The sequence below is a fragment of the Mesorhizobium sp. 131-3-5 genome (genome assembly GCF_016756575.1).
GTDB classification, from domain to species: domain Bacteria; phylum Pseudomonadota; class Alphaproteobacteria; order Rhizobiales; family Rhizobiaceae; genus Mesorhizobium; species Mesorhizobium jarvisii.
The window spans coordinates 3,637,425-3,661,813 of sequence record NZ_AP023254.1 but is presented as its reverse complement, the minus strand read 5'-3'; the positions used below and the strand labels follow the sequence as shown (position 1 = coordinate 3,661,813).

26 protein-coding genes and 1 tRNA gene are annotated in these 24,389 nt (G+C 64.8%); 17 read left to right on the top strand and 10 right to left on the bottom strand.

Annotated elements, in window-relative coordinates; translation table 11 throughout:
* The first annotated feature begins 1 nt into the window (after position 1).
* The 3 genes from JG747_RS17900 to JG747_RS17890 are packed head-to-tail and all read left to right on the top strand — an operon-like array spanning position 2 to position 2,150.
* Positions 2-634 (top strand): precorrin-8X methylmutase, encoded by a 633-nt coding sequence (locus JG747_RS17900; RefSeq protein ID WP_202359728.1) that lies wholly within the window; start codon positions 2-4, stop codon positions 632-634.
* Positions 631-1,389: a precorrin-2 C(20)-methyltransferase gene (locus JG747_RS17895; RefSeq protein WP_064983934.1), complete on the top strand. Its 759-nt coding sequence runs from the start codon at positions 631-633 to the stop codon at positions 1,387-1,389. The genes JG747_RS17900 and JG747_RS17895 overlap by 4 nt, the downstream gene beginning before the upstream one ends.
* Positions 1,386-2,150, top strand: a complete 765-nt coding sequence (locus JG747_RS17890; RefSeq protein ID WP_202359727.1) for a precorrin-3B C(17)-methyltransferase — start codon at positions 1,386-1,388, stop codon at positions 2,148-2,150. The genes JG747_RS17895 and JG747_RS17890 overlap by 4 nt, the downstream gene beginning before the upstream one ends.
* Here the strand turns inward: JG747_RS17890 and JG747_RS17885 are convergent.
* On the bottom strand, positions 2,114-2,875 hold the full coding sequence (locus JG747_RS17885; RefSeq protein WP_202359726.1) for a cobalt-precorrin-6A reductase: 762 nt from the start codon (positions 2,873-2,875) through the stop codon (positions 2,114-2,116). The two genes, JG747_RS17890 and JG747_RS17885, sit on opposite strands and share 37 nt — an antisense overlap.
* 1 nt (position 2,876) lies before the next feature.
* On the opposite strand from JG747_RS17885, the gene cbiE reads away from it, so the two are divergent.
* The 7 genes from cbiE to cobT are packed head-to-tail and all read left to right on the top strand — an operon-like array spanning position 2,877 to position 9,203.
* Positions 2,877-4,112 carry a precorrin-6y C5,15-methyltransferase (decarboxylating) subunit CbiE gene (gene cbiE, locus JG747_RS17880; protein WP_202359725.1) on the top strand — a complete coding sequence of 412 codons (1,236 nt, stop codon included), beginning with the start codon at positions 2,877-2,879 and terminating at the stop codon, positions 4,110-4,112.
* Complete coding sequence (locus JG747_RS17875) at positions 4,109-4,495, top strand: cobalamin biosynthesis protein (protein ID WP_202359724.1); 387 nt, start codon at positions 4,109-4,111, stop codon at positions 4,493-4,495. The genes cbiE and JG747_RS17875 overlap by 4 nt, the downstream gene beginning before the upstream one ends.
* Positions 4,492-5,256, top strand: coding sequence for a precorrin-4 C(11)-methyltransferase (gene cobM, locus JG747_RS17870; RefSeq protein WP_202359723.1), 765 nt, complete (start codon positions 4,492-4,494; stop codon positions 5,254-5,256). The genes JG747_RS17875 and cobM overlap by 4 nt, the downstream gene beginning before the upstream one ends.
* A complete protein-coding gene (cobA, locus tag JG747_RS17865; protein ID WP_038647523.1) occupies positions 5,253-6,071 on the top strand; it encodes a uroporphyrinogen-III C-methyltransferase in 819 nt (272 codons plus the stop codon). Before cobM ends, cobA begins: the two co-directional genes overlap by 4 nt.
* Entirely contained in the window at positions 6,068-7,387 is a 1,320-nt protein-coding gene (locus JG747_RS17860; RefSeq protein WP_202359722.1) for a cobyrinate a,c-diamide synthase, read from the top strand. The genes cobA and JG747_RS17860 overlap by 4 nt, the downstream gene beginning before the upstream one ends.
* Complete coding sequence (cobS, locus tag JG747_RS17855; RefSeq protein ID WP_202359721.1) at positions 7,384-8,163, top strand: adenosylcobinamide-GDP ribazoletransferase; 780 nt, start codon at positions 7,384-7,386, stop codon at positions 8,161-8,163. The genes JG747_RS17860 and cobS overlap by 4 nt, the downstream gene beginning before the upstream one ends.
* Before the next feature lie 29 nt (positions 8,164-8,192).
* A complete protein-coding gene (gene cobT / locus JG747_RS17850; protein ID WP_064983926.1) occupies positions 8,193-9,203 on the top strand; it encodes a nicotinate-nucleotide--dimethylbenzimidazole phosphoribosyltransferase in 1,011 nt (336 codons plus the stop codon).
* Between the two features lie 178 nt (positions 9,204-9,381).
* Here the strand turns inward: cobT and JG747_RS17845 are convergent, their stop codons facing one another.
* The 3 genes from JG747_RS17845 to JG747_RS17835 form a co-directional block, all read right to left on the bottom strand.
* The gene (locus tag JG747_RS17845) at positions 9,382-10,059 is read right to left on the bottom strand and encodes an outer membrane protein (protein WP_202359720.1); all 678 of its coding nucleotides are present in this window, start codon (positions 10,057-10,059) and stop codon (positions 9,382-9,384) included.
* A gap of 535 nt (positions 10,060-10,594) precedes the next feature.
* Positions 10,595-10,670, bottom strand: a tRNA-Lys gene (locus tag JG747_RS17840).
* A gap of 106 nt (positions 10,671-10,776) precedes the next feature.
* Complete coding sequence (locus JG747_RS17835) at positions 10,777-11,685, bottom strand: PhzF family phenazine biosynthesis protein (RefSeq protein ID WP_202359719.1); 909 nt, start codon at positions 11,683-11,685, stop codon at positions 10,777-10,779.
* A 101-nt stretch (positions 11,686-11,786) separates the two neighbouring features.
* Here JG747_RS17835 and JG747_RS17830 point away from each other — a divergent pair, with 101 nt between their 5' ends.
* The 4 genes from JG747_RS17830 to JG747_RS17815 all read left to right on the top strand — a co-directional run bounded on the left by JG747_RS17830 (position 11,787) and on the right by JG747_RS17815 (position 15,375).
* Positions 11,787-13,079, top strand: a complete 1,293-nt coding sequence (locus JG747_RS17830; RefSeq protein ID WP_202359718.1) for an efflux RND transporter periplasmic adaptor subunit — start codon at positions 11,787-11,789, stop codon at positions 13,077-13,079.
* A gap of 4 nt (positions 13,080-13,083) precedes the next feature.
* The gene (locus JG747_RS17825) at positions 13,084-13,791 is read left to right on the top strand and encodes an ABC transporter ATP-binding protein (RefSeq protein ID WP_019858965.1); all 708 of its coding nucleotides are present in this window, start codon (positions 13,084-13,086) and stop codon (positions 13,789-13,791) included.
* 2 nt (positions 13,792-13,793) lie between these two features.
* On the top strand, positions 13,794-15,011 hold the full coding sequence (locus JG747_RS17820) for an ABC transporter permease (protein ID WP_202359717.1): 1,218 nt from the start codon (positions 13,794-13,796) through the stop codon (positions 15,009-15,011).
* A gap of 121 nt (positions 15,012-15,132) precedes the next feature.
* Positions 15,133-15,375: a hypothetical protein gene (locus tag JG747_RS17815; RefSeq protein WP_019858967.1), complete on the top strand. Its 243-nt coding sequence runs from the start codon at positions 15,133-15,135 to the stop codon at positions 15,373-15,375.
* Here the strand turns inward: JG747_RS17815 and JG747_RS17810 are convergent.
* Positions 15,372-16,088: a hypothetical protein gene (locus tag JG747_RS17810; RefSeq protein ID WP_202359716.1), complete on the bottom strand. Its 717-nt coding sequence runs from the start codon at positions 16,086-16,088 to the stop codon at positions 15,372-15,374. The two genes, JG747_RS17815 and JG747_RS17810, sit on opposite strands and share 4 nt — an antisense overlap.
* Positions 16,089-16,129: 41 nt before the next feature.
* A complete protein-coding gene (locus tag JG747_RS17805; RefSeq protein WP_202359715.1) occupies positions 16,130-17,245 on the bottom strand; it encodes an endonuclease/exonuclease/phosphatase family protein in 1,116 nt (371 codons plus the stop codon).
* 187 nt (positions 17,246-17,432) lie between these two features.
* Between JG747_RS17805 and JG747_RS17800 the strand changes: the two genes are divergently transcribed.
* A complete protein-coding gene (locus JG747_RS17800) occupies positions 17,433-18,017 on the top strand; it encodes a BA14K family protein (protein ID WP_019858971.1) in 585 nt (194 codons plus the stop codon).
* Positions 18,018-18,094: 77 nt separating this feature from the next.
* On the opposite strand, the gene ilvC is transcribed toward JG747_RS17800, so the two are convergent.
* The 3 genes from ilvC to JG747_RS17785 form a co-directional block, all read right to left on the bottom strand.
* A complete protein-coding gene (gene ilvC, locus JG747_RS17795; protein WP_010910140.1) occupies positions 18,095-19,114 on the bottom strand; it encodes a ketol-acid reductoisomerase in 1,020 nt (339 codons plus the stop codon).
* Positions 19,115-19,140: 26 nt separating this feature from the next.
* Entirely contained in the window at positions 19,141-19,794 is a 654-nt protein-coding gene (locus JG747_RS17790; protein WP_202359714.1) for a TetR/AcrR family transcriptional regulator, read from the bottom strand.
* 169 nt (positions 19,795-19,963) lie between these two features.
* Positions 19,964-20,422, bottom strand: coding sequence for a MarR family winged helix-turn-helix transcriptional regulator (locus JG747_RS17785; RefSeq protein WP_019858973.1), 459 nt, complete (start codon positions 20,420-20,422; stop codon positions 19,964-19,966).
* 98 nt (positions 20,423-20,520) lie between these two features.
* Between JG747_RS17785 and JG747_RS17780 the strand changes: the two genes are divergently transcribed.
* Positions 20,521-20,826, top strand: a complete 306-nt coding sequence (locus tag JG747_RS17780; protein WP_038647607.1) for a Rieske (2Fe-2S) protein — start codon at positions 20,521-20,523, stop codon at positions 20,824-20,826.
* A gap of 1 nt (position 20,827) precedes the next feature.
* The gene (locus tag JG747_RS17775; RefSeq protein WP_202359713.1) at positions 20,828-21,559 is read left to right on the top strand and encodes a glutathione S-transferase family protein; all 732 of its coding nucleotides are present in this window, start codon (positions 20,828-20,830) and stop codon (positions 21,557-21,559) included.
* Positions 21,560-21,597: 38 nt separating this feature from the next.
* On the opposite strand, the gene JG747_RS17770 is transcribed toward JG747_RS17775, so the two are convergent.
* The gene (locus tag JG747_RS17770; protein WP_202359712.1) at positions 21,598-24,378 is read right to left on the bottom strand and encodes a CHAT domain-containing protein; all 2,781 of its coding nucleotides are present in this window, start codon (positions 24,376-24,378) and stop codon (positions 21,598-21,600) included.
* Positions 24,379-24,389 lie beyond the last annotated feature (11 nt).

The window sequence follows — 24,389 nt, the reverse complement described above, 5'->3', positions numbered from 1 at the left end:
CATGGCCGCCTACGACTACATCCACGACGGCACAGCGATCTACGAGCGCTCCTTCGCCATCATCCGTGCCGAGGCCGACCTGTCGCGCTTTTCCGACGCCGAGGCCGATGTGGCGACCCGCATGATCCATGCCTGCGGCCAGGTCGAAGCATCAAGCCATTTCGTCTTTTCGCCCGACTTCGTCTCCGCCGCGCGCAAGGCTCTTGCCGCCGGCGCGCCGATCTTCTGCGACGCGGAGATGGTCTCCCATGGCGTCACCCGCGCCAGGCTACCGGCCGGCAACGAGGTGATCTGCACGCTGCGCGACCCGCGCACGCACGGCATTGCCAAGGAGATCGGCAACACCCGCTCCGCCGCCGCGATCGACCTGTGGGGCGAGCGTATGGGCGGTTCGGTCGTCGCCATCGGCAATGCGCCGACCGCACTCTTCTACCTCCTGGAAAAATTGCGCGACGGCGCACCGAAGCCGGCGGCCATCATCGGCATGCCGGTCGGCTTCGTCGGTGCGGCCGAATCGAAGGATGCGCTGGCAGAGAATTCCTATGGCGTACCCTACGCCATCGTGCGCGGCAGGCTTGGCGGCAGCGCCATGACCGCCGCAGCGCTCAATTCGCTGGCGAGGCCCGGCCTGTGAACGCGCTTGCAAAAGGCCGCCTTGTCGGCGTCGGAACCGGTCCCGGCGATCCTGAACTGTTGACGCTGAAGGCCGCGCGGGCCTTGGCCGAGGCCGATGTCGTCGCCTATTTCGCCAAGCGCGGCAACAACAGCAACGCGCGCGCCATCGTCGAGGCGCGCTTCCGGCCGGACATGCTGGAATTGCCGCTGCTCTATCCCGTCACCACGGAGATCGACAAGGATCACGACGACTACCGCTCGCAGATCACCGGTTTCTACGAGGAGTCGGCGCAAAAGGTCGCCGAACATCTCGAAGCCGGCAGGATGGTTGCCGTCCTGTCCGAGGGCGACCCGCTGTTCTACGGCTCCTACATGCATCTGCATGTGCGCCTCGCCCATCGTTTCCCGACCGAGGTCATCCCCGGCGTCACCGCAATGTCCGGCTGCTGGTCGCAGACCGGCGTGCCGATCGTCCAGGGCGACGATGTGCTGACCGTGCTGCCCGGCACGATGAGCGAGTTCGAGTTGACCCGTCGGCTGGCCGACACCGATGCCGCCGTCATCATGAAGGTCGGCCGCAACCTGCCCAAGATCAGGCGTGCGCTGGAGGCCACAGGCAAGCTGACGCGTGCCGTCTATGTCGAGCGTGGCACCATGGCCGGCAGCGTCTCGATGAAGCTCGCCGACAAACAGGACGACAAGGCCCCCTACTTCGCCATTGTGCTGGTCGCCGGCTGGTCCGGCCGGCCCGGCGCGCTGGGAGCGCAGGCATGAGCGGCCGTCTCACCGTCATCGGGCTCGGGCCCGGCAATGCCGACCAGGTCACCCCGGAAGCCAGCCGCGCCGTGGCCGAGGCGAAATTCTTCTACGGCTATAAACCTTATCTCGACCGGCTGGACCTGCGCCCGGACCAGACCCGCGTCGCCTCCGACAATCGCGAGGAACTCGCCCGCTCCAAGGATGCCTTGATCAAGGCCGCCGAGGGCCACGACGTCGCCGTGGTTTCCGGCGGCGATCCCGGCGTTTTTGCCATGGCGGCCGCCGTCTGCGAGGCGATCGAGGCCGGACCGGCCGAATGGCGCGCCGTCGATGTCGCCGTCGTGCCCGGCATCACCGCGATGCTCGCCGTCGCCGCCCGCATCGGTGCGCCGCTCGGCCATGATTTCTGCGCCATCTCGCTGTCCGACAATCTGAAGCCGTGGGAGCTGATCGAACTGCGCCTCCTGGCCGCGGCCGGCGCCGGCTTCGTCATCGCGCTCTACAACCCGATCAGCAAGGCGCGCCCCTGGCAGCTTGGCCGCGCCTTCGAATGCCTGACCGCGATCCTGCCCGGCACCACGCCGGTGATTTTCGGCCGCGCCGCCGGCCGTCCGGACGAGCGCATCGAGGTTTATCTGCTGGCTGACGTCGACGCGCAAAAGGCCGACATGGCGACCTGCATCATCATCGGCTCGCCGGAAACACGCATCATCAAGCGCGGCGATAAACGGGCGCTGGTCTACACCCCGCGCTCGGCAGCGGGCTCGACAAAATGATCGACCATCGCGGCGAGTTCATCGACGGTTTCAGCCGAAGGCACGTCCGGCAAAGTCGGCCTGCGGACCATGACCACGTCGATGCCAAGCGCTCGCGCGGCGGCAATCTTGCCGTACGTGGCGGCGCCGCCGCTGTTCTTGGAGACGACCACGTCGATGCGATGCTTTTCGAGCAGCGCGCGTTCGTCCGCCTCGCCAAACGGCCCGCGCGCCAGCAGATAGCTCGCATCCGGCACGGCCAGCTTCGGCTCGACGGGATCGACGCTGCGAATGAGGTAGTGATGCTGGGGGGCTGCTTCGAAAGCGGCAACCTCTTGCCGGCCAAGCGCCAGGAAGACGCGCCGCGGCGCCGGACCAAGCGCTTGCGCGGCCTCGCCTGTTGTATCGACCTCAGTCCAGCGGTCGCCTTCGACTGGCTCCCAGCCCGGACGGCGCAAAGCAAGGATCGGCACGCCGGTCAGCCGCGCCGCTTGCGCGGCATTGGCGGAGATTCGCGCCGCGTAAGGATGCGTGGCGTCGATCATCAGGTCGGTGCCGGGCTCCCTGAGATAGGCCGCCAGCCCCTCGGCGCCGCCAAAGCCTCCGCTTCGCACGGGCACGCCTTGCGCGACCGGGCTTTCGGTGCGGCCGGCCAGAGACAGCGTGACCGAAGCGCGTACCGCCAGTTTGCCGGCCAGTTGCCGGGCTTCCGTGGTGCCGCCGAGGATCAGAATGCGGTGGGTCATCATGCCTGCTGAAAGTTCGCGCCGCGCCAAGCCGAAATGGCTGACGGTGATCGGCATCGGCGAGGACGGTTTAGCGGGTCTCGGCGACGAGGCCAAGCAGCGGATTGCCAAGGCCGAGATCATCTTCGGCGGCAAGCGGCATCTGGCGCTGGTCGCGTCCTTCGCCAAGGGCGAGCCGCGGCCCTGGCCGGTTCCTTTCGATGCCGGCATGGCCGATGTGCTGGCGCTTGCCGGCAGAAACGTCTGTGTGCTCGCCTCCGGTGATCCTTTTTTTCACGGCGTCGGCGCCACCCTCGCCCGCAAGGTCAAGCCCCGGGAGATGCATGTCATCCCCGCGCCGTCGGCCGTTTCGCTGGCCGCCGCCCGCCTTGGCTGGGCGCTGCAGGATATCGAGATCGTCTCGCTGCATGGCCGGCCGCTCGACCTGATCCGGCCGCTGCTGCAGCCCGAAGCACGCATCCTGGCGCTGACGTCGGATGCCGAAATGCCAGCTGCGATTGCCCGCTTGCTCACCGAGCTCGATTTCGGCGCCTCGCGCTTGACGGTTCTGGAAGCTCTGGGCGGTCCAAGGGAGAACCAGCGCTCGACTCGAGCCGATGCCTTCGACCTCGAAAACATCAATCCGCTCAATGTGCTGGCCATAGAAATTGATTCGGATCCGCAAGCCCGCATCCTGCCACTCGCGGTTGGTCTTGCCGATCATCTGTTCGACCATGACGGCCAGATCACCAAACGCGAAATCCGCGCCGTCACCCTGTCGTCACTGGCGCCGAGGCGCGGCGAATTGCTGTGGGACATCGGCGCCGGCTCGGGCTCCATCGGCATCGAATGGATGCTCGCCCACCCCTTGATGCGCACGATCGCCATCGAAGCCGATCCGGGCCGCGCCGCCCGCATCCACCGCAACGCCGCCGCCTGTGGCGTTCCCGGCCTTGTCGTGGTGGAAGGCAGCGCACCCAAGGCGCTGGCCAGGCTGGACACGCCGGACGCGATCTTCATCGGCGGCGGCGGCAGCGATACCGGCGTGTTGAACGCTGCCATCAAGGCGCTGCGTTCCGGCGGCCGGCTCGTCGCCAATGCAGTCACGCTGGAGATGGAAGCCCTGCTTCTCGCGCAGCACACAAAGCTTGGTGGTGACCTCATCCGGATAAACATATCGCGTGCCTCGCCGGTCGGCTCGATGCAGGCCTGGCGGCCGGCCATGCCGGTCACCCAATGGAGTTGGGTGAAGCCATGATGGTCGCGGGCATCGGCAGCCGAAAAGGCGTTGGCGTTGAAGACGTGCTTGCCGCGATTGAAACCGCTCTGGAAGCGCATGGGCTGGCCATGACGGCGCTTTCCGCACTGGCCACCGCCGCACTTAAGAAGGATGAAGCAGCTATTGCCGCCGCCGGCCGCGCGTTGAACCTTCCGGTCATCATCGTCGATGACGCGGCTCTTCGGGGCGTCTCGGAGGAAACGCTGAGCCACTCCGACCTGTCGCAAGAAGTCGCCGGCACGCCCTCGGTTTCCGAGGCATCCGCCCTTGCCGTGGCCGGCGCCGGCGCAAAACTGCTTGGCCCTCGCATCATGCTTGGCCCGGTCACCTGCGCCATCGCCATCAGCGGAGACGCGCCATGACCGTTCATTTCATCGGCGCCGGTCCGGGTGCCGCCGACCTCATCACGCTGCGCGGCGCCAGGCTGCTGGCAAGCTGCCCGGTCTGCCTGCATGCCGGCTCGATCGTCGCGCCAGAATTGCTGCAGCATTGCGCGCTGGGGACGAAACTGATCGACACCGCGCCGATGTCGCTCGACGAGATCGAGGCGGCCTATGTCGAGGCCCACAAGGCAGGTCACGACGTCGCCCGCCTGCATTCCGGCGACCTGTCGGTGTGGAGCGCGGTTGCCGAACAGATCCGCCGGCTGGAAAAGCACGGCATACCCTACACGCTGACGCCAGGCGTCCCCTCCTTCGCTGCAGCCGCCGCAGCACTTCGCCGCGAGCTGACCATTCCCGAAGTCGCGCAAAGCCTGGTGCTGACCCGCGTCTCCGGCCGCGCTTCAAAAATGCCGCCCGGCGAAACGCTGGCAGGCTTCGGCCGCACCGGCGCCACGCTCGCCATTCATCTTGCCATCCACGCCATCGACCGCGTCGTCGCCGAATTGACGCCGCATTATGGCGGCGATTGTCCGGTGGCGATCGTCTTCCGCGCCTCCTGGCCGGACGAGCGGGTGCTGACCGGTACGCTGGAAACGATCGAGGCGCAGCTGGCCGCCGATCCGATGGAGCGCACCGCGATCATCTTCGTCGGCCGCTCACTGGCGGCGGAAGGTTTCGGCGAAAGTTCATTGTACGACGCCCACTATCAGCGGCGTTTTCGCGGACGGGACGGATCGTGAGCGGCAGCAGCAAAAACAACGGCGGCAACGCCACGCTCGAACAGGCGCTCGCCCGGCTGAACTTCAAGCCGCGCCCACTGGAGCCGGGCCATGTCTGGCTGGCCGGCGCCGGTCCCGGCGACCCCGGCTGCCTGACGCTGGAAGTGCTGGCGGCTTTGGCCGAGGCGGACGCGCTGGTCTACGACGCGCTGGTCTCGCCGGATGTCGTCGCCGTTGCCGCAAACGCCGAGCTGTTCTTTGCCGGCAAGCGCGGCGGCCAGCCGTCGATGAAGCAGGATGACATCACCGCTCTGCTGGTCCGGCTGGCGCGCGAAGGCCGCCGCGTTATCAGGCTCAAGGGCGGCGATCCCTATATTTTCGGTCGTGGCGGCGAAGAAGCCTTGGCGCTCGCACGCGAAACCATTCCATTCCGCGTGCTGCCGGGCCTGACATCCGGCCTGAGCGCGCTCGCCGCCACCGGCATCCCGGCCACCATGCGCGGCATCAACAAGGCGGTGATCCTGGCGACCGGCCACGCCGCCGGCACCGACGACGACATCGACTGGGCGGCGATCGCCCGCACCGGCCAGCCAGTCGTGGTCTATATGGGCATGGCCAATTTGCCTTTGATCGCGGCAGCTCTGCTCGACGGCGGGCTGGCTCCATCGACGCCGGCGGCGGTGATCGTCGCCGCCACCACGCCGCAGGAGCGGACCGTCGTCGCTACGCTCGCCACAATCGCCGAGGAAGCGGCCGCAGCAGGGCTGACCTCGCCGGCGCTGATCGTCGTCGGCGGCATCGTCGCCATGCGCGCGGCACTGACGGGGCAGGCATGACCGCCCGCGCCATCATCATCGGCGCGCCGCGCTCCGGCTCGGGCAAGACCAGCGTCACCATCGGCATCTTGCGCGCGCTCACCCGGCGCGGCCTGAAGGTGCGCGGCGCCAAATCCGGCCCCGACTATATCGACCCCGGTTTCCACACCGCCGCCACCGGCCTGTCCGGCGTCAATCTCGACAGCTGGGCCATGCCGCCGTCGCTGCTCAATGCGCTGGCCGCGCAACAGGCCGACGACACCGATTTCGTCATCCTCGAAAGCGCCATGGGCCTGTTCGACGGCATTCCGGCCGCGCCTGGGCGAACCGGTTCTGCCGCCGACCTTGCCCGGCTCTACGGCCTGCCGGTGCTGCTGGTGCTCGACGTGTCGGGCCAGTCGACCACGGCGGCCGCTGTCGCCAAGGGCTTCGCCACCTACGATCCGGATGTGCGCATGGCCGGCGTCGTGCTCAACCGGCTGGGCAGCGAACGCCATCGCAAGCTGTCAGGCGACGCCATCGAGGCGATCGGCCTGCCTGTCGTCGGCGCCATCTTGCGCGATCCCACGCTGAACCTGCCCGAACGGCATCTCGGCCTCGTCCAGGCTGGCGAGTATGATGATCTGATGGCGCATCTCGACCGGCTGGCCGACATGGCGGAGAAGTCGCTCGACCTCGATGCCGTGATGAGGCTGGCGACGCCCCTCGCTCCGGCGGCTGGCGGCTTCGCCGACGCGCTGCAGCCGCCCGGTCAACGCATCGCGCTCGCCGAGGATGGCGCCTTTACTTTCCTTTACCCGCACGTTGCCGCCTATTGGCGCAAGGCCGGCGCGGAGATCGTTCCGTTCTCGCCGCTCGCCGACGAGGCGCCCGACGACAGTTGCGACGTCTGCTGGCTGCCCGGCGGCTACCCCGAGCTTCACGCCGGCAAGCTTGCCGCTGCTGCGAATTTCCATGCCGGAATGGCGCGTTTCGGCGCGACCAGGCCCATCCATGGCGAGTGCGGCGGCTTCATGGTGCTTGGGGAAGCGCTGGAGGATGCCTCCGGCGAGACGCACGAAATGCTTGGCCTGCTCGGCCATGCCACCAGCTTCGCCAAGAGAAAGATGAATCTCGGCTATCGCGAGGCGCGGTTGCGCGCCGATTGCCCGCTGGGCGCGCAAGGCGCGCTGATCCGCGGCCATGAATTCCACTATGCGCAGATGACGGCCACCGGCAATGACGAGCCTCTGGCCGACCTTGCCGACGGCCAGGGCAATCCGATCGGCGCTTCCGGCTACCGGCGTGGTCATGTCAGCGGTACCTTCTTCCATGCGATAGCGAGGGCCAGTGCATGAAGCTCCCGAATTTGACCCTTTCGCCCCGGCAAATCCTCGACGACGTCGCGCTCTGCCTGGTCTTCTTCACCCGCCTGCCTTTGCCCGACCTCGACTTTCGCAGCCGCGGCCTTGCCGCCGCGATCTGGGCCGCACCGGTCGCCGGCCTCCTTGTCGGGCTGATCGGCGCCATCGTCTTTGCCACGGCGGAACGGTTCGGCCTTGCCATGGGGCCGGCGGCGGCACTTGCCCTCGTTGCAACCGTGATCACCACCGGCTGCCTGCACGAGGATGGACTGTCCGACGTCGCGGACGGCTTTGGTGGCGGCAAGTCGCGCGGCCGCAAACTCGACATCATGCGCGACAGCCGCATCGGCGCCTATGGTGCCATGGCGCTGGCGCTGTCGCTGCTGATCCGCTGGAACGTGCTTTCGGAACTGGTGGATCCCACCCAGGCTCTCTTTGCCCTTGTTGCCGCGCATGCGGCCTCGCGCGGCGTGCTGGGCGTCTTCATGCACCTCTTGCCGCCGGCGCGGTCTGACGGCCTCTCGGCCGGCGCCGGTACCGTCTCGCTTGAAACTGCCATCGCCGGCGCCGTGCTCGGCGCGATCACGCTGCTCCTGCTCGGAGCCGGTGGCGCCATTGCCGCGCTCATCCTGCTTGGCCTGCTCTTTGCCGCCTTCCATGCCCTTTGCCTCAACCAGATCGGTGGCCAGACCGGCGACACGATCGGTGCCCTGCAGCAGGTCAGCGAAATCGCGGTGCTTCTCGTCGCTTCCGTAGCGCTTTCCTCTTGACCTGATTCCCTTTCGGAGACCTTGCCCCCATGCCCTTCAAATCCCTCGATGAATTGCGCGCCGCCTGCCTCGACCTGCCCGCCGGCAGCGATGCCGCGGCAAAGGCCGTTGCCAGCCGCCAGGACACGCTGACCAAGCCGCAAGGCAGCCTCGGCCGGCTGGAAACCATCGCCGCCTGGCTGGCGCGCTGGCAGGGCCGCGACATTCCCAGGCTCGACCGGGTGAAAGTCTTCGTCTTCGCCGGCAATCACGGCGTCACCGCGCAAGGCGTGTCGGCCTATCCCTCAGAAGTCACCGTGCAGATGGTGGCGAACTTCGCCGGCGGCGGTGCCGCCATCAACCAGCTCGCCCGCATCGCCGGCGCCGAGCTCGATGTCATCCCGCTCGACCTCGACCATCCCACCGGCGACTTCACGCAAGTGCCGGCAATGGATGAGAAAGCCTTCCTTGCCGCTGTCTCAGCTGGCTATGATGCGGTGACTAAGGACCTCGATCTGGTCTGCTTCGGCGAAATGGGCATCGGCAACACCACGCCGGCAGCCGCCATTTCGGCGGCGCTGTTCGGCGGTGGCGCGGAAAAATGGACCGGGCGCGGCACCGGCGTCGACGATGCCGGCCTGAAGCGCAAGGTGGTCGCCATCGAAGCCGGCCTGAAGCGCCACGCCGCAGCCCTCGCCGATCCGCTGGGCGTTGCCGCGGCACTCGGCGGCCGCGAACTCGCCGCCATCTTCGGCGCCACGCTGGCCGCCCGTCATCTCGGCATACCCGTGCTGCTCGACGGCTTCGTCTGCACGGCTGCCGCCGCCCCGCTGGCCAGACTACATCCGACCGGCCTCTCCCACACCATCGCGGCCCATGTTTCGGCCGAATCGGGCCATCGCCGCCTGCTCGAAGCGCTCGGCCTGCCCCCCCTGCTCGATCTCGGCATGCGCCTCGGCGAAGGCTCCGGCGCTTGCCTCGCTGTCAACATCGTCCGCTCGGCGCTGGAGTGCCATGCGAGGATGGCAAGCTTTGCCGAGGCCGGGGTGTCGGAAAAGTAGGGCAAATCCGCGAAGCGTGTAACGGTTTTCGTGGGAAAAGCGCGTAGCGCTTCCCTCTTGGGAATTGCGTCGAAACAAGAGCTGGAGTGGTTCCCGTTTGCGTGAAACGGTGAACCGCGCAGGTCAAGGACTTTGCTGCACCTGCTCGACGGGCGGCGGTCTTCCGCGCCGAAGACTGTCAAAACTTATACGACACACCTATCGTGACAGTGTGCAGGGCCGGGCTAATGTCTTCGACATAGTTGTTGAAGACGACGGTCTTTGAGCCGAAATCTGCGTAGCGGTATTCGCCACGCACCGTGATGTTGTCGGTGAGAGCGTATTCAGCGCCTGCACCTACCGTCCATCCGTTGAATGAAGCCGAGTGACTTTCCTGTCGACCGACGTCTCGAGTGTCTGCTTTTCCGTTGAGGTAGGCGTAACCGCCCGTACCGTAGATCAGCACTCGATCAAATGCGATACCAGCCCTGGCGCGGACGGAAGCAACCCATCTCGCCTTGAAGCCATTAATGTCGCCTCCGCTTCCGCCGTCGTCGCCATCTATGCCGGTTGCGTTGATGTCCGCCTCGCCACCGAACACGAGGGAGCCGGATTGCCAGTTGTAGCCGGCATGCAAGCCGCCGACGACACCGCTTCCATCCGCATTGTCCTGGGTAAAGATGTTCGGACTAGCCTCGGTAAAACCCCAAGGCTGATCGACCTTGCTCCAGCCGCCGCCGATCTGCGCGCCAATGTAGCCGCCCGTCCAGTTGTAGATCGATGCGACCGGCAACTCGACCGTCGGGTCAGCGGCAAGTGCCGTGCCAGCCGTCAGAGCCGCGCAGAATACAGAACCGATAAAAATGGAAGCCCGCATGCCTTTGATCCCTCGAACGAAGCATCTACCCTGACACCGATAATACTACAGCCCGCTCACATCAGACGTGATATTTCCGCAACAACTAAAGAAAACAAGCTGTTCAACGCCTGAACCAGGATCGCCTGTGCCACTTCACGGGACCGAGGACGGTGACCAGCCCGGCAAGGCACGGGGTATACCGACGTCTTGCTGTCCCCTCGCGAAACCTGCAAGAACGCCGTCGCTCGATCCCGGCATGCGGCACGCCACGAAGCCATCGCATCTGGAACGGAACCAGGCCGCCGCGTTTCCGATCGCGGCTCGGAGGATGGCTACAGGTCTGCGATCCGGGCAGCGCCACGCGGGATCTGGCCCATTCAATTCGGAACTTTCTCCATGGCCGATGCCCAGGCCGCCATCGGGCCATTCCCTGGCGTGTTTCTGCTGGCGCATGGCTGGGAAAGTGGCGGCATCGTCGCGGTCATGTGCATGGCTCGAGACGCGCCAAACACGTCTCGCTTTCAGGGTCTCTCCACCAAGTCTTCAAGGAATTTGGTGGGTGCGCACAGGATTGAACTGTGGACCCGCTGATTAAGAGTCAGCTGCTCTACCAACTGAGCTACGCACCCACTCGGCCGGCAAAAGCCGGCGTTGGCGGGCATATAGCCGCCACCATCGGTCATGTCTAGCCCTGCCGGAATCATTTCCCGACAAATCGACAAACCCTTACCGCGATCAGACGAACAGTCTGCCTTCCGCCACCTTGACCGCATGGCCGCCAATGCGCGCGGAGGCCAGTTTTCCGCCCTGTACGGTCAGTTCCAGGCGGATGCGCGACGGCCTGCCCATTTCCAGCCCCTGCTCGATCCACAGCTGCGAAATGCCGTCCGTCGGAGCATCGAAATGCATGATGGCGCCGGCAAAGGCCGCCGCCGCCGAACCGGTCGCCGGATCTTCGTAGGAAGGCGTGCCGGGCACGATCATGCGCACATGGAAGGCGCTCTCATGGTTCACCGTCTCGCGGCAATAGACATAGGGGCTGGCGAAGGCCCACTCGCTCTTGCGCGGCGCCAGCTCCGACCAGGCCTGGTTGTCCAGCCGGATGCGGCCCGCCGCTTCGAGATTGGCGACCGGAATGGTCACATAGGGCACGCCCGCCGACCAGAAGGCAACGCGGTGATTCTCGAAGCCGATCTCATGCGGCGCCAGGCCGAGGGCGGCACCGATCGCCTGCGGATCGGCCTCGAGCTTCAACGGCTCGGGCAATTTCGCCAGGTCGAACTCGGCGAAAGCGGCGCCGTCATGCCTGCTGACGGCGCAGCGCACCGGGCCGATGTTTTCCTCCAGCACGAAGATGCCGGCTCCGTCCTCGCCGGCCAGGTCGGCCAGCGCGATTGCCGAACCAACTGTCGGATGGCCGGCGAACGGCATTTCATAGTCCGGCGTGAAGATGCGGATGCGGTTTTTGTGCTTGGGGTTGTCCGGCGGCAGCACGAAGACCGTCTCGGACAGGTTGAATTCGCGCGCGATGGCCTGCATCGCTTCCGTGTCCAGACCTTTGCAATCCAACACCACGGCCAGCGGGTTGCCGGCCAGTCGCTCGGTCGTAAACACATCGTAAAGCAAGTAATTCCGGGTTTGCATTCCTGCCTCAATCCCAACATGGGCGAAATTTAATTTGATATTTGGACCGGCAACCCTGATCTGTGCACAGACAGGGACATTACGCATCATAGGGGTCCGACGTGGACCAGATTGTCAATCTGCCAAAGACGGAATCGGATTCCGCCATCGAGACGGCGCTCGGGCTCGATAAGAAGGGGCGGAGCAAGACGCGCCGGCGTGGCTGGCTCTATGCGTTGCTGACCCTGATCGTGCTCGCCGCCGGTCTTGGCCTCTATCAGTGGTATGCCGGCACGCCCGCCAGGATCGATTATACCACCGTGCCGGCCGCCAGGGCCGACCTCACTGTCCAGGTCTCGGCGACGGGCACACTGCAGCCGCTCACCCAGGTCGATATTTCCAGCCAGCTCTCCGGCATCATCCGCTCGGTCTCGGTGAATGAGAACCAGCAGGTGAAGAAGGGCGACGTGCTGGCGGCCCTCGACACCACCAAGCTGCAGGTGCAAATCGAGCGCGCCGAGGCTTCCGCCAAGGGCGCGGCGGCCAATGTCGAGGATGCCACGGTGACGCTCGCCGAGAACGAGAGCGCGCTGGTGCGCGCGGCCGCCTTGACCAAGCGCGGCATGGCGACCGACCAGTCGCTGGAGGCAGCGACGGCGACGCGCGACCGCTCGAAGGCAGCGCTTGATAGCGCGCAGGCCAATCTCGCCATCGCCAATGCCGATCTGAAATCGCAGCAGACCGACCTTGCCAACAGCACCATCTACGCGCCGATCGACGGCATCGTGCTGACGCGCTCGGTCGACCCCGGCCAGACGGTCGCCTCCTCGCTGCAGGCGCCGGTGCTGTTCATCATCGCCGCCGATCTGAGGAACATGGAGCTGGTGGCGGCGGTTGACGAGGCCGATATCGGTGCCGTCAAGACTGGCCAGCATGCCCGCTTCACCGTCGACGCCTTCCCGGAGCGGCCGTTCGGCGCCGAGATCCGCGACATCTCCTATGCTTCGGTCACGACGGACGGCGTCGTCACCTACAATGCACGGCTCGAGGTCGACAACAACGAACTGTTGCTGCGCCCCGGCATGACCGCCACGGTTTCGGTCGTCACAAGACAGGCCAAGGATGTGCTGACCGTGCCCGCCAGCGCCTTCCGCTATCGCCCGACGCAGCAAGCAGCCCGCGCATGGAGCTTCAGCGACCTGTTTACCGGCCGCATGGGCCGTCCGGGCGGCAATCGCCAGCGCCAGGCCGCAACGGCCCCCACCGACGGCTCGCGCACGCTCTATGTGCTGGAGAACGGCCGGCCGCATGCGGTCAACGTCAAGATCGGCTCGACCGATGGCGAGCTGACCGAGATCACGTCCGGCCTGGAGGAAGGCGCGCAGGTCATCACCACCTCGCAGCTGCGGAGCTGAGGCCGTGGCCGCGGGCGCGCCCCTCATCACCTTCGACAAGGTCTGGAAGAGCTATGGCCAGGGCGAGGCCCGGGTTCACGCGCTGGCCGGCGTCGACCTCGCCATCCGGCGCGGCGAATTCGTCGCCATCATGGGCCCTTCCGGCTCGGGCAAATCGACGGCGATGAACATCATCGGCTGCCTCGACACGCCGACGGCCGGAACCTACTCCTTCATGGGCGTCGATGCCGGCCGGCTCGACCGCAACCGCCGCGCCATGCTGCGCAACCTTTATGTCGGCTTCGTCTTCCAGGGCTACAATCTCCTGGCGCGCACCACGGCGGCCGAAAATGTCGAACTGCCGCTGATCTATCGCGGCGTGGCCAGCCGCGAGCGCCGCGACCTTGCCATGCAGGCGCTCGCCCAGGTCGGCCTGGTCGGCCGCGAGCATCACACGCCGGCCGAACTTTCCGGCGGCCAGCAGCAGCGCGTGGCCATCGCGCGCGCCATCGTCACCCGGCCGACGCTGCTCGTCGCCGACGAGCCGACCGGCAATCTCGACACCGCACGCACGCACGAAATCATGGAGCTGCTGACAAAGCTCAATAAGGAGCTCGGCCTGACAGTCACCATGGTCACTCATGAGGCCGATGTCGCCGACTATGCCGAACGCACCATCCGCTTCCTCGACGGCCATGTCGCCTCCGACACCGTGAATGTCGAGGTGGCCTGACCGTGATCTGGGAAACCATCCGCCTCTCGCTTCGCTCGATCCGCCGCAATGTGCTGCGCTCGTTCCTGACGCTGCTCGGCATCGTCATCGGCGTCGCCGCCGTCATTGCCATGCTGACCATCGGCTCCGGCACGACGCAGAAGGTCAAGGCCGACATCTCCAAGCTCGGCAGCAATCTTCTGGTCGTTCGTGCCGGACGCCCAGCAGGCCCCGGCGGCCCGGCCGGGCTCGACCAGATGGTGCGGCCGCTGGCCGAGAAGGATCTCGCGGCGCTGGTCGCGCATCTCACCGGCGCGCGCGCCATTTCGCCGGCCTCGCAAAAGCAGGTCCGCGTCATCTTCGGCACTGAAAGCCTGACCTCAGGCGTCACCGGCACCGACAGCGCCTATCTCGACGCACGCGACTGGAAGCTGGTGTCGGGCCGGCCGTTCAGCGATTCCGAAACCCGCTCGGGCACCGGCGTGTGCCTGATCGGCGAGACTGTGCGCCAGCAATTCTTCGGCGCCGGCGATCCCGAAGGCGAGATCATCCGCGTCAACCGCACCTCCTGCAAGATCATCGGCCTGCTCGAGCCCAAGGGCTACACCGGCTTCGGCCAGGACCAGGACAACGTCGTCCTGATGCCGCTGCATGCCTATCAGCGCCGCATCGCCGGCAACCGCGACATCGACAACATCTACATCGCCGCCGACGACCGCACGCCGACCAGCGAGTTGCAGCCGCGCGTCGAGGACATTTTGCGCGATATCAGGCGCATCACGCCGGATCGCGAGAGCGATTTCGGCATCCGCGACATGACCCAGATCGCCGACGCCATGGCCAGCGCCACCACCACCATGACCGGCATGCTGGGCGCGGTCGCCGGCGTCAGCCTTCTGGTCGGCGGCATCGGCATCATGAACATCATGCTGGTCTCGGTCACCGAGCGCACGCGCGAGATCGGCATCAGGCTCGCCATCGGCGCGCATGAAAAGCACATCCTGATCCAGTTCCTCGTCGAGGCGACCGTGCTGTCGCTGCTCGGCGGCATCATCGGCATCCTGATCGGCCTGGGGCTCGCCGGCCTCGCCTCGGCGACGCTGACCATCCCCTTCGCGCCAAGCCCGGCGGTCATCCTGCTGGCCGTCGGTTTCTCGGCACTGATCGGCATGGTGTTCGGCTTCTTCCCGGCGCTGCGTGGCGCGCGCCTCGATCCGATCGACGCGCTGCGGCACGAGTAGAAAGCCGGGCCGGCTCCATCACGAGCGACGGCTATTCCCAACCTTGGATGCTTGCCTGCACCGGCAGCACTGTCGCCCTCTGGTCGACGATGCTAAGACATCTCAGGTTGAGGAACGACGCATGAGCAAGAAGACACGACTGATCGTGACGATGGTGATCATCGAGGCCGCCCTGGCAGGCATCTGGTGGTATCTCGCCCGCTTCGGCATGGCCAATCCCGATCGCGTCACGTCGGATTTCCAGGCAGTCGTCGGCCAGACCATGGGAATGGCCATGGGTGGGTTGCTGGGCATCGGCTTAATCTTGTTTCTCGTCGCGGCCCGCAACGACCGCAAGGCGGCGCAGGAGAAGGCGCGCCCTTAATCCACGCCGGAAAAGTGCCACTCGATCAGCGGCTTCATATACGATGTCAGCCCGTCCGGCAGGTCGCCGGCATGGCGTATGACCACCGGCCCTTCGATCTCCGGATCGGTTTCGCTGGCGACGAAGGCTGAGATTCGCCGCGCGATCTCATCAGCCGGCGCCGGCTCGTGATAACGGCGGAAGATCACCGTGCCGCTGTTCGTCGACAAGGCGTGGTAGCGCTCGCCGCGTTCAGCAGCCGACAGGTCGAGGCCGGTCTCTTCGCGCACCTCGCGGATCATGTTGAAGTCGACATCGACCAGCCCATCGCGGAAATCGACCGGCTCGAACGAACCGGCGGCGAAATAGACGCGGCCGGCATTGACCGTGTGACGTCCCATGCGGATCGCCACCAGCGCATTGTCGCCGGCCACCAGCATGGCATGGGCATAGGCATGCTCGGCTCCGGAATTCTCGCGCTGCTTCCGCCAGAGCATGAAGGTGGAGTAGTTGACCGCATGGCAGCGGCCGATCAGGCTGTTGTCACGCCAGGCAAGCTGCGACAGCAGCACCACCGTGCCGTCGAACAGCGCCGGATTGGCTGCTATCTCGCGCTGCCAGTTCTCGGCGATCGCCTCGGCATTATCCCTGGCGAAGGGATGCGGGCCGGGATCGAGCCGGACGTCGACGGCATCGACGGGCAGGATGACATTGCGCGGAAGATCGAAACTCATGCGTCTAAGCCCCAATACCGCCTATCGAGCCCCGATCATGCTTATCCAACCATGTCCAGCGTGATCGCCACCGGGCAATGGTCCGACGCTTTCGGCCGGTCCCAGCCGGCGCGCGGAAAGCGCTCGACTTCCTGGCCAGCCGGAAAGATCGTGCGCCAGGGCTGGCCATTGCGGATGATGTCGGGAACGGCGGTGGCGTTCTTCGCCGCCACCCCCCTGGACAGCAGGATATAGTCGAGCTGGCAGAGATGCCGCTCTTCGGGTCCGCGCGTGTGATAGAAGGTCCAGCGGTCCATTTCCGGCCGACGCTCGATGACGTTCTCGCAGAAGCCGCCGGCGGTCAGCACGTCGATGCAGGACTGCGCCTCGTCGACCACCTCGAAACGGTAGCCGTCGAGGTCGTCGCCGGCGATCTTCACGCGCTGGCGGTAATCGTTCATGTCGCCACAGATCGCCCAGCGCTTGTCGGCGGCATTATCCGCACCGAAGCGTTCCTCGATAATCCGGCGCACGGCTTTCGCCTCGGCGATACGCACAGGCATCGTCGCCTCGCGTCCGTCGAGCCCGTTGCGTGGCGAGCCCATCGACTTGAAATGCACGAGATAGAGCGTCAGCGGCACGCCACCCACGGTGATGTCGACTTCCAGGCAGTCGCGCCGGAAGATGCGTTCATTGGCCTCGCTGCCGAGGGCCGCCAGTTCAGGCGTGTGCAGCCCGAACTGCTCGTAGGTGACGTAGGCATGGCTGGTCATGCGCACGAATTCGATCGGCTGTCCCTGCGCGGTCTCGTTGCGCATCATCACGGCGACATCGATGCCGCGCGAGTCGTTGCCTGAGGTGGTGTATTTCTGCCGATAGCCCTGCCCCACCATCTTGAACAGATAGCCGTATTCGAAGGCCTTCAGCGCCTCGATATTGTCGACCTCCTGCATGCAGATGATGTCGGCGCGGGTGGCGGCGATCGCCAGCGCCGTCAGCTGGCGCGTGTCGTCGGACTGCGCGATGGCGCGAGCCTGCTCCAGCATCTTGTATTCGGCTTCGCTCTGGATGTCGAACAGCGCCAGCGTCCGATCCTCGTTGAGCTGGTTGCGATAGCCGGAAAAATCGAACCTGTTCATCAGGTTCTCGACATTGAAGGTGGCAAGGCGCAGCGACATGCCCTGACCTTTGCCTGCAAGAGCGCCGGAACACAAGATCGCAGACCACAAGCCAAGATCGTTTGGACCTGACGGCATTCGCGCCATGGTTGACGGAACCTTTCCGTTCATCCGCCGTTCAGACGCAAAGATCCACAGTGGACCCATTCCAGGGTAGGCGTGGGGCCTTTAGCTCTTGGAGAGTGTTATGAACTCGCTCTTTTCATCCACCATCAAATCCGGGCTGATTGCGCTCGGCATTGTCTCCGGCATCACGGCGCCATCGGCCGCCGGACCGATCATGCAACCGGATCTGGCGCTTCCCACAAGCACGACAGCACCGGCGGTCACGCCGGTGCGCGACAGCTGGGCTGGTGGCAATAACAATAGCCCGGTTTTCAACAACGACTGGAGATGGCGCCGGTCAGGCCACTGGAACGGTGGCCGGCAATGGAACCGCAACAACTGGGATGGCGGAAACTGGAACCGTGGAAACTGGAACGGCGGCGATGACTGGCGTTGGCGCCGCCATCACCATCGCCGCTACTATGATGACGGTGCGGGTGCCGCGATCCTTGGCCTTGGCCTGGGGCTCGGCCTCGGCAGCATGTACAACAACTACAACAACTACGATTACTATGCGCCGGCACCGCGCCGCTACTACCGCGCCGGGCGGCTTTCGAATGCCCATGTCCGGTGGTGCTACAACCGCTACCGGTCGTATCGTGCCTGGGACAACACGTTCCAGCCCTATGGCGGCCCGCGCCAGCAATGCTGGTCGCCCTATAGCTGATCTGTAAGCGCGCCACGCGGAAATGAAAACGGCGCCCTGGGGGCGCCGTTTTTTTGATCAAGAAGAACAGATTTCGATCAGTTCTTGGCCTTGTCGACCAGCTTGTTCTTCGAAATCCACGGCATCATCGCGCGCAGCTTGGCGCCGACTTCCTCGATCTGGTGGCTGTCGTTCATGCGGCGGATGCCCTTGAAGCGCGACAGGCCGGCGCGGTATTCCTGCATCCATTCCGAAGTAAACTTGCCGGTCTGGATGTCCTTCAGCACGCGCTTCATCTCGGCCTTGGTCTCGGCGGTGATGATGCGCGGGCCCGAGACATACTCGCCCCACTCGGCGGTGTTCGAGATCGAGTAGTTCATGTTGGCGATGCCGCCCTCATAGATCAGGTCGACGATCAGCTTGACCTCGTGCAGGCACTCGAAATAGGCCATTTCCGGTGCGTAGCCGGCTTCCACCAGCGTCTCGAAGCCGGCACGGATCAGTTCGACCAGGCCGCCGCACAGCACGACCTGCTCGCCGAACAGATCGGTCTCGCATTCCTCGCGGAAATTGGTCTCGATGATGCCCGAACGGCCGCCGCCGACGCCGCAGGCGTAGGACAGCGCCAAGTCGAGCGCATTGCCTGAGGCATCCTGGTTGACGGCGACCAGGCACGGCACGCCGCCGCCCTTCTGGTATTCGCCGCGCACCGTGTGGCCCGGGCCCTTCGGCGCGATCATGACGACGTCGACGGTCGACTTCGGCTCGATCAGGCCGAAATGCACGTTGAGGCCGTGCGCGAAGGCGATCGCCGCACCGTCGCGGATGTTCGGCGCGATCTCGTTCTTGTAGATGTCGGCCTGCAGCTCGTCGGGCGTCGCCATCATCATCAGGTCGGCCCATTTGGCGGCGTCCGCCACGCTCATCACCTTGAGCCCGTCGGCCTCGACCTTCTTGGCGGTCGCCGAGCCGGCCTTGAGGCCGATGGCGATTTCCTTGGCGCCGGAATCCTTGAGGTTGAGCGCATGCGCCCTGCCCTGGCTGCCATAGCCGATGATGGCGACCTTCTTGCCCTTGATCAGGTTGAGATCGGCATCACGATCGTAATAGACGCGCATTTTTTACTTCCTTCCCGTTTCTAAGATCAGAGGCCCTGCGGCCCGGTTTTTGCTCCGAAAAGAGCGAGAAACTGCTGCGTCGCCCGTACGGTATCGCCGCCGATCGTCGCCTCAGTCAATTCCAGCCGGTCGCCGAGCAGCAGACGGATCTGCACGTCGCGGGCGACCAGCCCGAAAAAGGTGCGGAACGCCGTCTCGGCATCCGCGAAATCCAGAAGCCCGGCCTGGCGCCCGGCCTCCAGCACCGGCTTCAGCCGCCGGGCCAGCGCGAAGCGGCCATTCTCCAGCACGACGGCGCCGAGGTCGTCCTTACCCGAGCCGGCATGCCCGACCGCCACCCGGTTGAGCGCGATCGAAGTATCGCTGGAAATCACCTTCAGCCAGTCGGAAGCGAAACGCTCAAGGCTTGCCGTCAGCGAGGCAAGGTCGAGCCCCTTGGCGTCGACGGGCGCCACACGCACCTTGGAGGCCTGCCACTGCACGGTTGCCGTCAACAGCCCGTCGCGGTCGCCGAACCATTTGTAGAGTGTTTCCTTGGAGCAGCTGGCCCGCCTGGCCACGGCGGTCATGGTCAGCTGATCGCCCTCCTCGACCAACAGCCGCAACGCCGCATCCAGAACGGCCTTCTGCCGCTCCGTCAGCGTCTCGCTGGTGTCGATGTCAGGCACGATGTGCAACACGCTCTTCCCTCGCGGACAGGCAAACCGATTATCCCGGCAAGCCGTACCGTACGTTACGGTTCGGCATATTGCGCAATCCGGCCCGGCGCGCAAGGGGGCGGCGCGGAAAAAGATCGACGGCCGCGAGCGCCAGCGCTGTCATTGAAGCGTCGCGCCACAGCAGCCAAGATCAGTCGAGGACAGCCGGATCACGCAGCCGGCCAAGCAGCGCCGACATCATCTTCAGCTCATCCGCTGAAAGTTTGCCGCCAACCAGGTCGGCGATTGATCGTCCATAGACGGCCCACATCCGCCGGCGCGTCTCGCGCCCCTTGGCAGTGATGCGGATGGTCTGGCCGCGACCATCATCGGCCACCGGCAGCTTCTCGACCAGACCGTCGGCCTCTAGCCGGGCCAGCAGCCGCGAGATGTTGTACTGCGCAAACAAAGTGCGCTCGATCAATTGAAAAGGCCTCAGGCCGCCCTCGCCCGCCTCGGCGAGCTCGTGCAGCACGTCGTACCAAGCGAGCGGCGGCAAGCCGCTCTCCTTCAACGCGTCCTCGGCATTCTCCACCAGCTGGCGCGAAACGCGCATCAGGCGGGCCCAGGCGGTGATGGCTTCCGGCGAAGGCGTGGCTTTCTCGGTCATGGCCCACCCTAGACGATAGATGCAAATGCATCAAGCTTGACGATAAATGCATCTGCATCTATATAAATGCAATTGCATCAACATCGAAAGGCAAACCCATGAAACACGAGATCTGCAAGATCGCCGACGTCCCCGAGACAGGCAGCCTGATCGCCCCATTCTTCGGCCGCGAGGTCCATGTCTGGCGCAGCGGCGAACGCATCCGCGCCGCCGCCAATGCCTGTCTGCATTTCGGCGGGCCGTTGAACTGCAAGGATGGCAGGCTGGTCTGTCAATGGCACGGCGCCGCATTCGACATGTTGTCGGGCGAACGCATCGACGGTCCGGCACCGAAGAATTCCCGTCTGATGTTCCTGTCGACACGCGTCGAAAACGGCGCGTTGAACTATGTCTGGGGAGAGTGAAATGACCGACAAGCTCATTCTCGTCAGCCACCCTCTCTGCCCCTATGTCCAGCGTGCGGCGATCTCGTTGACCGAGAAGGGCGTGCCGTTCGAGCGCGTCGACATCGACCTCGCCGACAAGCCGGACTGGTTCAAGGCGATCTCGCCACTCGGCAAGGTGCCGCTGTTGCGCGTCCAGCGAAATGGCGACGAAACGACAATCTTCGAATCCGCGGTCATCCTCGAATTCCTCGAGGAGACACAGGCCAATCCCCTCCACCCGGCCGACCCCTACGCCCGTGCCCGGCACCGTGCCTGGATCGAATACGGCTCGGCCGTGCTCAACGCCATCGGCCGGCTCTATTCAGCACCGACCGAGGCCGGTTTCCTTGCCGAGTCCCGCACGCTGTCGGGAATGTTTGACCGCCTTGAGGCCGAACTGGCGGACGATGCCTTGCGGAGCGCGCCATGGTTCGCCGGCCACCGCTTTTCGCTGGTCGATGCGGTGTACGGGCCTGTCTTCAGATATCTCGACGCTTTCGACCGGATCGGCGATTTCGGCATCCTGGACGGCAAGCCGCACGTCCAGGCCTGGCGGAAGGCGTTGAATGATCGTCCGTCGATCAAGCACGCCGTAGCGCCGGATTATCCGCAGCGTCTGCATGCTTTTCTGCAAGCAAAGGGATCCTTTCTGTCGAGCCTCATCCGCCGAAACGATCAAGCCGGACCATTTGCGTTGGCACGATCGGCTTGAACGCACGGATCGTGAGCAAGTATGCGCTTCGAGCGGCCTCAGTTCTCGAACATGACAAAGGCGGCCCAGACCCGCGGATCCTGGGCGCCTGATATTTTGCGGTCGCGGGCATCGCGGCGGGTCTGGCGCAGCGCTTCCGGATAGGTTTGTCCGGCGGCAAGATGACCGTAGAACCCAACCATGAAGGCAGCGGTTCCGGCGTCGTCCACAGGCCACAGCGTCAACAGCGAGCGTTTTGCGCCGGCAATGCCGATTGCCGTCGGCAGGCCGCGCAAACCGCCGACGAATGTCTCCTGGCCGCGAGCCGTCTCACAGGCGGACAGGACAAGCAGGTCGAGGCCCGACAAATCCCAGCTCATCAATTCCATGCCATAGAGCCGACCGTCATCGTCATCACGTTTCATCGACTGCCGGTCTCCCGACTGCGACAGCACGACCTGGCTCTGCCAAAGCGCATTCACGGCGCCCACGCCGCCCTCTTTCTCATCACGGTAGGCGCCATGGGTGGCCAGATGCGCAATCGTCGCCCGCTCCATATCCTTGCGCAGCATCCGCTCGCTGGCCGCCGTCCCGGTGAGCATTTCGACCGAATAGTGATCACCGCTCAGGATCGAGGCGATCGCGTCGACCTCCTTGCGGGTGCCGGGCAGCGGCTCCGCCCCTTTTTCCGAACCTCGCGCATAGTCCAACCCGCCGGCCAGCAAGGCTCTGCCCGTCTTGGGAAAACTCTGATCGACGCCGGCATTCAACAGCGATTCCGGCCGCGTCAGCATGCGCACGACGAAACGGTCATCGAGCGACGCGCCCTTGCCGTCCTGCAGCAAGGGGAATGGCACCGAAAACAGTTTTCCGTCCGGCACCACGAAAAGCGTATCGGCTCCACCAAGCGACGGCTCTAACGGCGCGATCAGACCGGCATAAAGCCCGGTGAATGTGGCGCTCAGATCGACCAAGGTCACCGCGCCCCGTTCCTGCGCGGAACGCGTCGACCTCAGGTTCGCCATGCGTGTTTCGCGAGCGGCCGGGATGAGCCGGCGTGGATCGCCGAGATCATAGAGAGACGGCTGCCGATCCTTGCGGGTGACGATCGCATAGAGGCGCTCGTCTTCCAGCGGATCGGCACTCTCCCGATCCGCCCGCCACTTGCGGGCAATGAAGTAGTCGATCAGCGCCTCGTTTGGCTTCAGCAGGGCGCCGGCCGACGGCAGCGGCTTGTCCACCACGCTCTGGCTGAAATTGTATTTGGCCATGACGCTGGCCGTGGCCTTTTCGTATGCCGCCTGAACCTGTCCCGGCTGCACCGCCCCTGGATCGTCGGAACTGTCACCGCTGGAGGACGACTCCTGATAAGCCAAGGACAGCCGAATCCCGGTCTGGATCAAATACCGTGTCTCCGTATCGTTCGGATCGATCAAGCGGGACAGTCTGCGCAACAGATCGCGTTTCTCATTTTCAAGCGTCGGCCAGCGGCGCACGGCTTCGGCAAAGGCCGGCACCACCGATGCATTGCCTTTAGCGAGGCGCGCATAGTCGTACAGCATGTCGTCGGCCAGGGCGCGGCTGGCCTCGGCCACGATTGGGTTGCCGGCAGTGCTTACCTGGAACCAATTCCAACGCAGCATGTCCTCGTCGAGAGTCGCGAAATCGGCAGCCGCCTTCTCCGGGCTCGTCTTCGCCCTGAGATTGGCCATGGCCTGCCGCGCGGCAAAGGTAAGCGGATGCACCACCCCGTACGTCGCTTCGGCGATGCTTTGGGCTCGCTCAAGCTGGCTCATGCCGTTTTCCGTGTCGCCTACTGCGATGAAATGCGCGGCGAGCAGGTTGGCGATCTTGATTGCCAGTATTTCGGGATAGTTCGGGTCGGTGGTCAGTTGTTGCAGCCTTGCCATTGTCGGCTGATCGAGCGGCTGCGCACCAGAGAGTGCCCTGGTATAGAGCAGCCAGGCATCCGCCTGTTCGACCAGATTGCCTTCCTGCTTGAGAACGACGGCAATGTCCCGATCCTGCTGGAAATAGCGCAAGGCCTCGTCGTATTTGCCAAGGTCCAGATAGTCCTGCGCCGTGTTGTTGGCGGTGACCAAAAGGTTGAAGTGATCTGAGCCGTAGTAGCCGATCCGCTTCTCCAGCACGGCCAGATCGTATTGCAAGGCGCGTGTTGGAGCCCCCATCTGGCGCAGCATGTCGGCCAGATTGTTCTGCAGCTTCCAGATGAAACGATCATCGGTACCGGCTACCTGCGCAGCCAACTTCAGATTGCGCTGCTCGATATTGATGGCCGACGCGATTTGACCGAATGCGGCGACCCCGGTCGCCAACACATCGTTGGCAAACAGGAGTTCCTGGGATTCCTTGCCGTGGTAATGGGCGTATAGATTGGTGGCTGTCGCGCACATGGAAACGAAGCCCTGATAGTCCTTCTCGGCCTGCTTCAACATCGCGTAGTTGAGATAAAAGTCGGCGCGCTTGGCGACATCCTGCTGCATCGCCCTGGTTTTCAGCCCTTCGGCAAAAATCTCTTCGGCATAGTCGAGAATCTGGTTGTTGAGGAACGTCGCGCCGGCATTCGAGTAGCTCTCCACGGTGAAGTCGTAGAGGTCGCTTCTGGCGGCATCGAGCAGCGTGGCCCGCAATTGCGCATAGCCTTCATCGAAGCGTCCTGTGTCCATCATCAGTTTGTAGGCCGCGTCAATGCGGGCCTTCAGCGCCTCTTCAGTGCCAGCCGCCCCCTGCTGGCTGGCTTGGTCCGGCGTCTGGGCTTGCGCCTGCGGTGAGAGAAACGCCGCCGCCAGCATCACCAGGACAGATGCAACAACGCGCATCAGATGTTGCG

Bases quoted from the DNA above. Each gene is read 5' to 3' on its own strand.
- JG747_RS17900 (WP_202359728.1), top strand. From the start codon at position 2: ATGGCCGCCTACGACTACATCCACGACGGCACAGCGATCTACGAGCGC.
- JG747_RS17890 (WP_202359727.1), top strand. From the start codon at position 1,386: ATGAGCGGCCGTCTCACCGTCATCGGGCTCGGGCCCGGCAATGCCGAC.
- JG747_RS17885 (WP_202359726.1), bottom strand. From the start codon at position 2,875: ATGACCCACCGCATTCTGATCCTCGGCGGCACCACGGAAGCCCGGCAA.
- cbiE (WP_202359725.1), top strand. From the start codon at position 2,877: ATGCCTGCTGAAAGTTCGCGCCGCGCCAAGCCGAAATGGCTGACGGTG.
- JG747_RS17875 (WP_202359724.1), top strand. From the start codon at position 4,109: ATGATGGTCGCGGGCATCGGCAGCCGAAAAGGCGTTGGCGTTGAAGAC.
- cobM (WP_202359723.1), top strand. From the start codon at position 4,492: ATGACCGTTCATTTCATCGGCGCCGGTCCGGGTGCCGCCGACCTCATC.
- JG747_RS17860 (WP_202359722.1), top strand. From the start codon at position 6,068: ATGACCGCCCGCGCCATCATCATCGGCGCGCCGCGCTCCGGCTCGGGC.
- cobS (WP_202359721.1), top strand. From the start codon at position 7,384: ATGAAGCTCCCGAATTTGACCCTTTCGCCCCGGCAAATCCTCGACGAC.
- cobT (WP_064983926.1), top strand. From the start codon at position 8,193: ATGCCCTTCAAATCCCTCGATGAATTGCGCGCCGCCTGCCTCGACCTG.
- JG747_RS17845 (WP_202359720.1), bottom strand. From the start codon at position 10,059: ATGCGGGCTTCCATTTTTATCGGTTCTGTATTCTGCGCGGCTCTGACG.
- JG747_RS17835 (WP_202359719.1), bottom strand. From the start codon at position 11,685: ATGCAAACCCGGAATTACTTGCTTTACGATGTGTTTACGACCGAGCGA.
- JG747_RS17815 (WP_019858967.1), top strand. From the start codon at position 15,133: ATGAGCAAGAAGACACGACTGATCGTGACGATGGTGATCATCGAGGCC.
- JG747_RS17810 (WP_202359716.1), bottom strand. From the start codon at position 16,088: ATGAGTTTCGATCTTCCGCGCAATGTCATCCTGCCCGTCGATGCCGTC.
- JG747_RS17805 (WP_202359715.1), bottom strand. From the start codon at position 17,245: ATGTCGCTGCGCCTTGCCACCTTCAATGTCGAGAACCTGATGAACAGG.
- JG747_RS17800 (WP_019858971.1), top strand. From the start codon at position 17,433: ATGAACTCGCTCTTTTCATCCACCATCAAATCCGGGCTGATTGCGCTC.
- ilvC (WP_010910140.1), bottom strand. From the start codon at position 19,114: ATGCGCGTCTATTACGATCGTGATGCCGATCTCAACCTGATCAAGGGC.
- JG747_RS17785 (WP_019858973.1), bottom strand. From the start codon at position 20,422: ATGACCGAGAAAGCCACGCCTTCGCCGGAAGCCATCACCGCCTGGGCC.
- JG747_RS17780 (WP_038647607.1), top strand. From the start codon at position 20,521: ATGAAACACGAGATCTGCAAGATCGCCGACGTCCCCGAGACAGGCAGC.
- JG747_RS17775 (WP_202359713.1), top strand. From the start codon at position 20,828: ATGACCGACAAGCTCATTCTCGTCAGCCACCCTCTCTGCCCCTATGTC.
- JG747_RS17770 (WP_202359712.1), bottom strand. From the start codon at position 24,378: ATGCGCGTTGTTGCATCTGTCCTGGTGATGCTGGCGGCGGCGTTTCTC.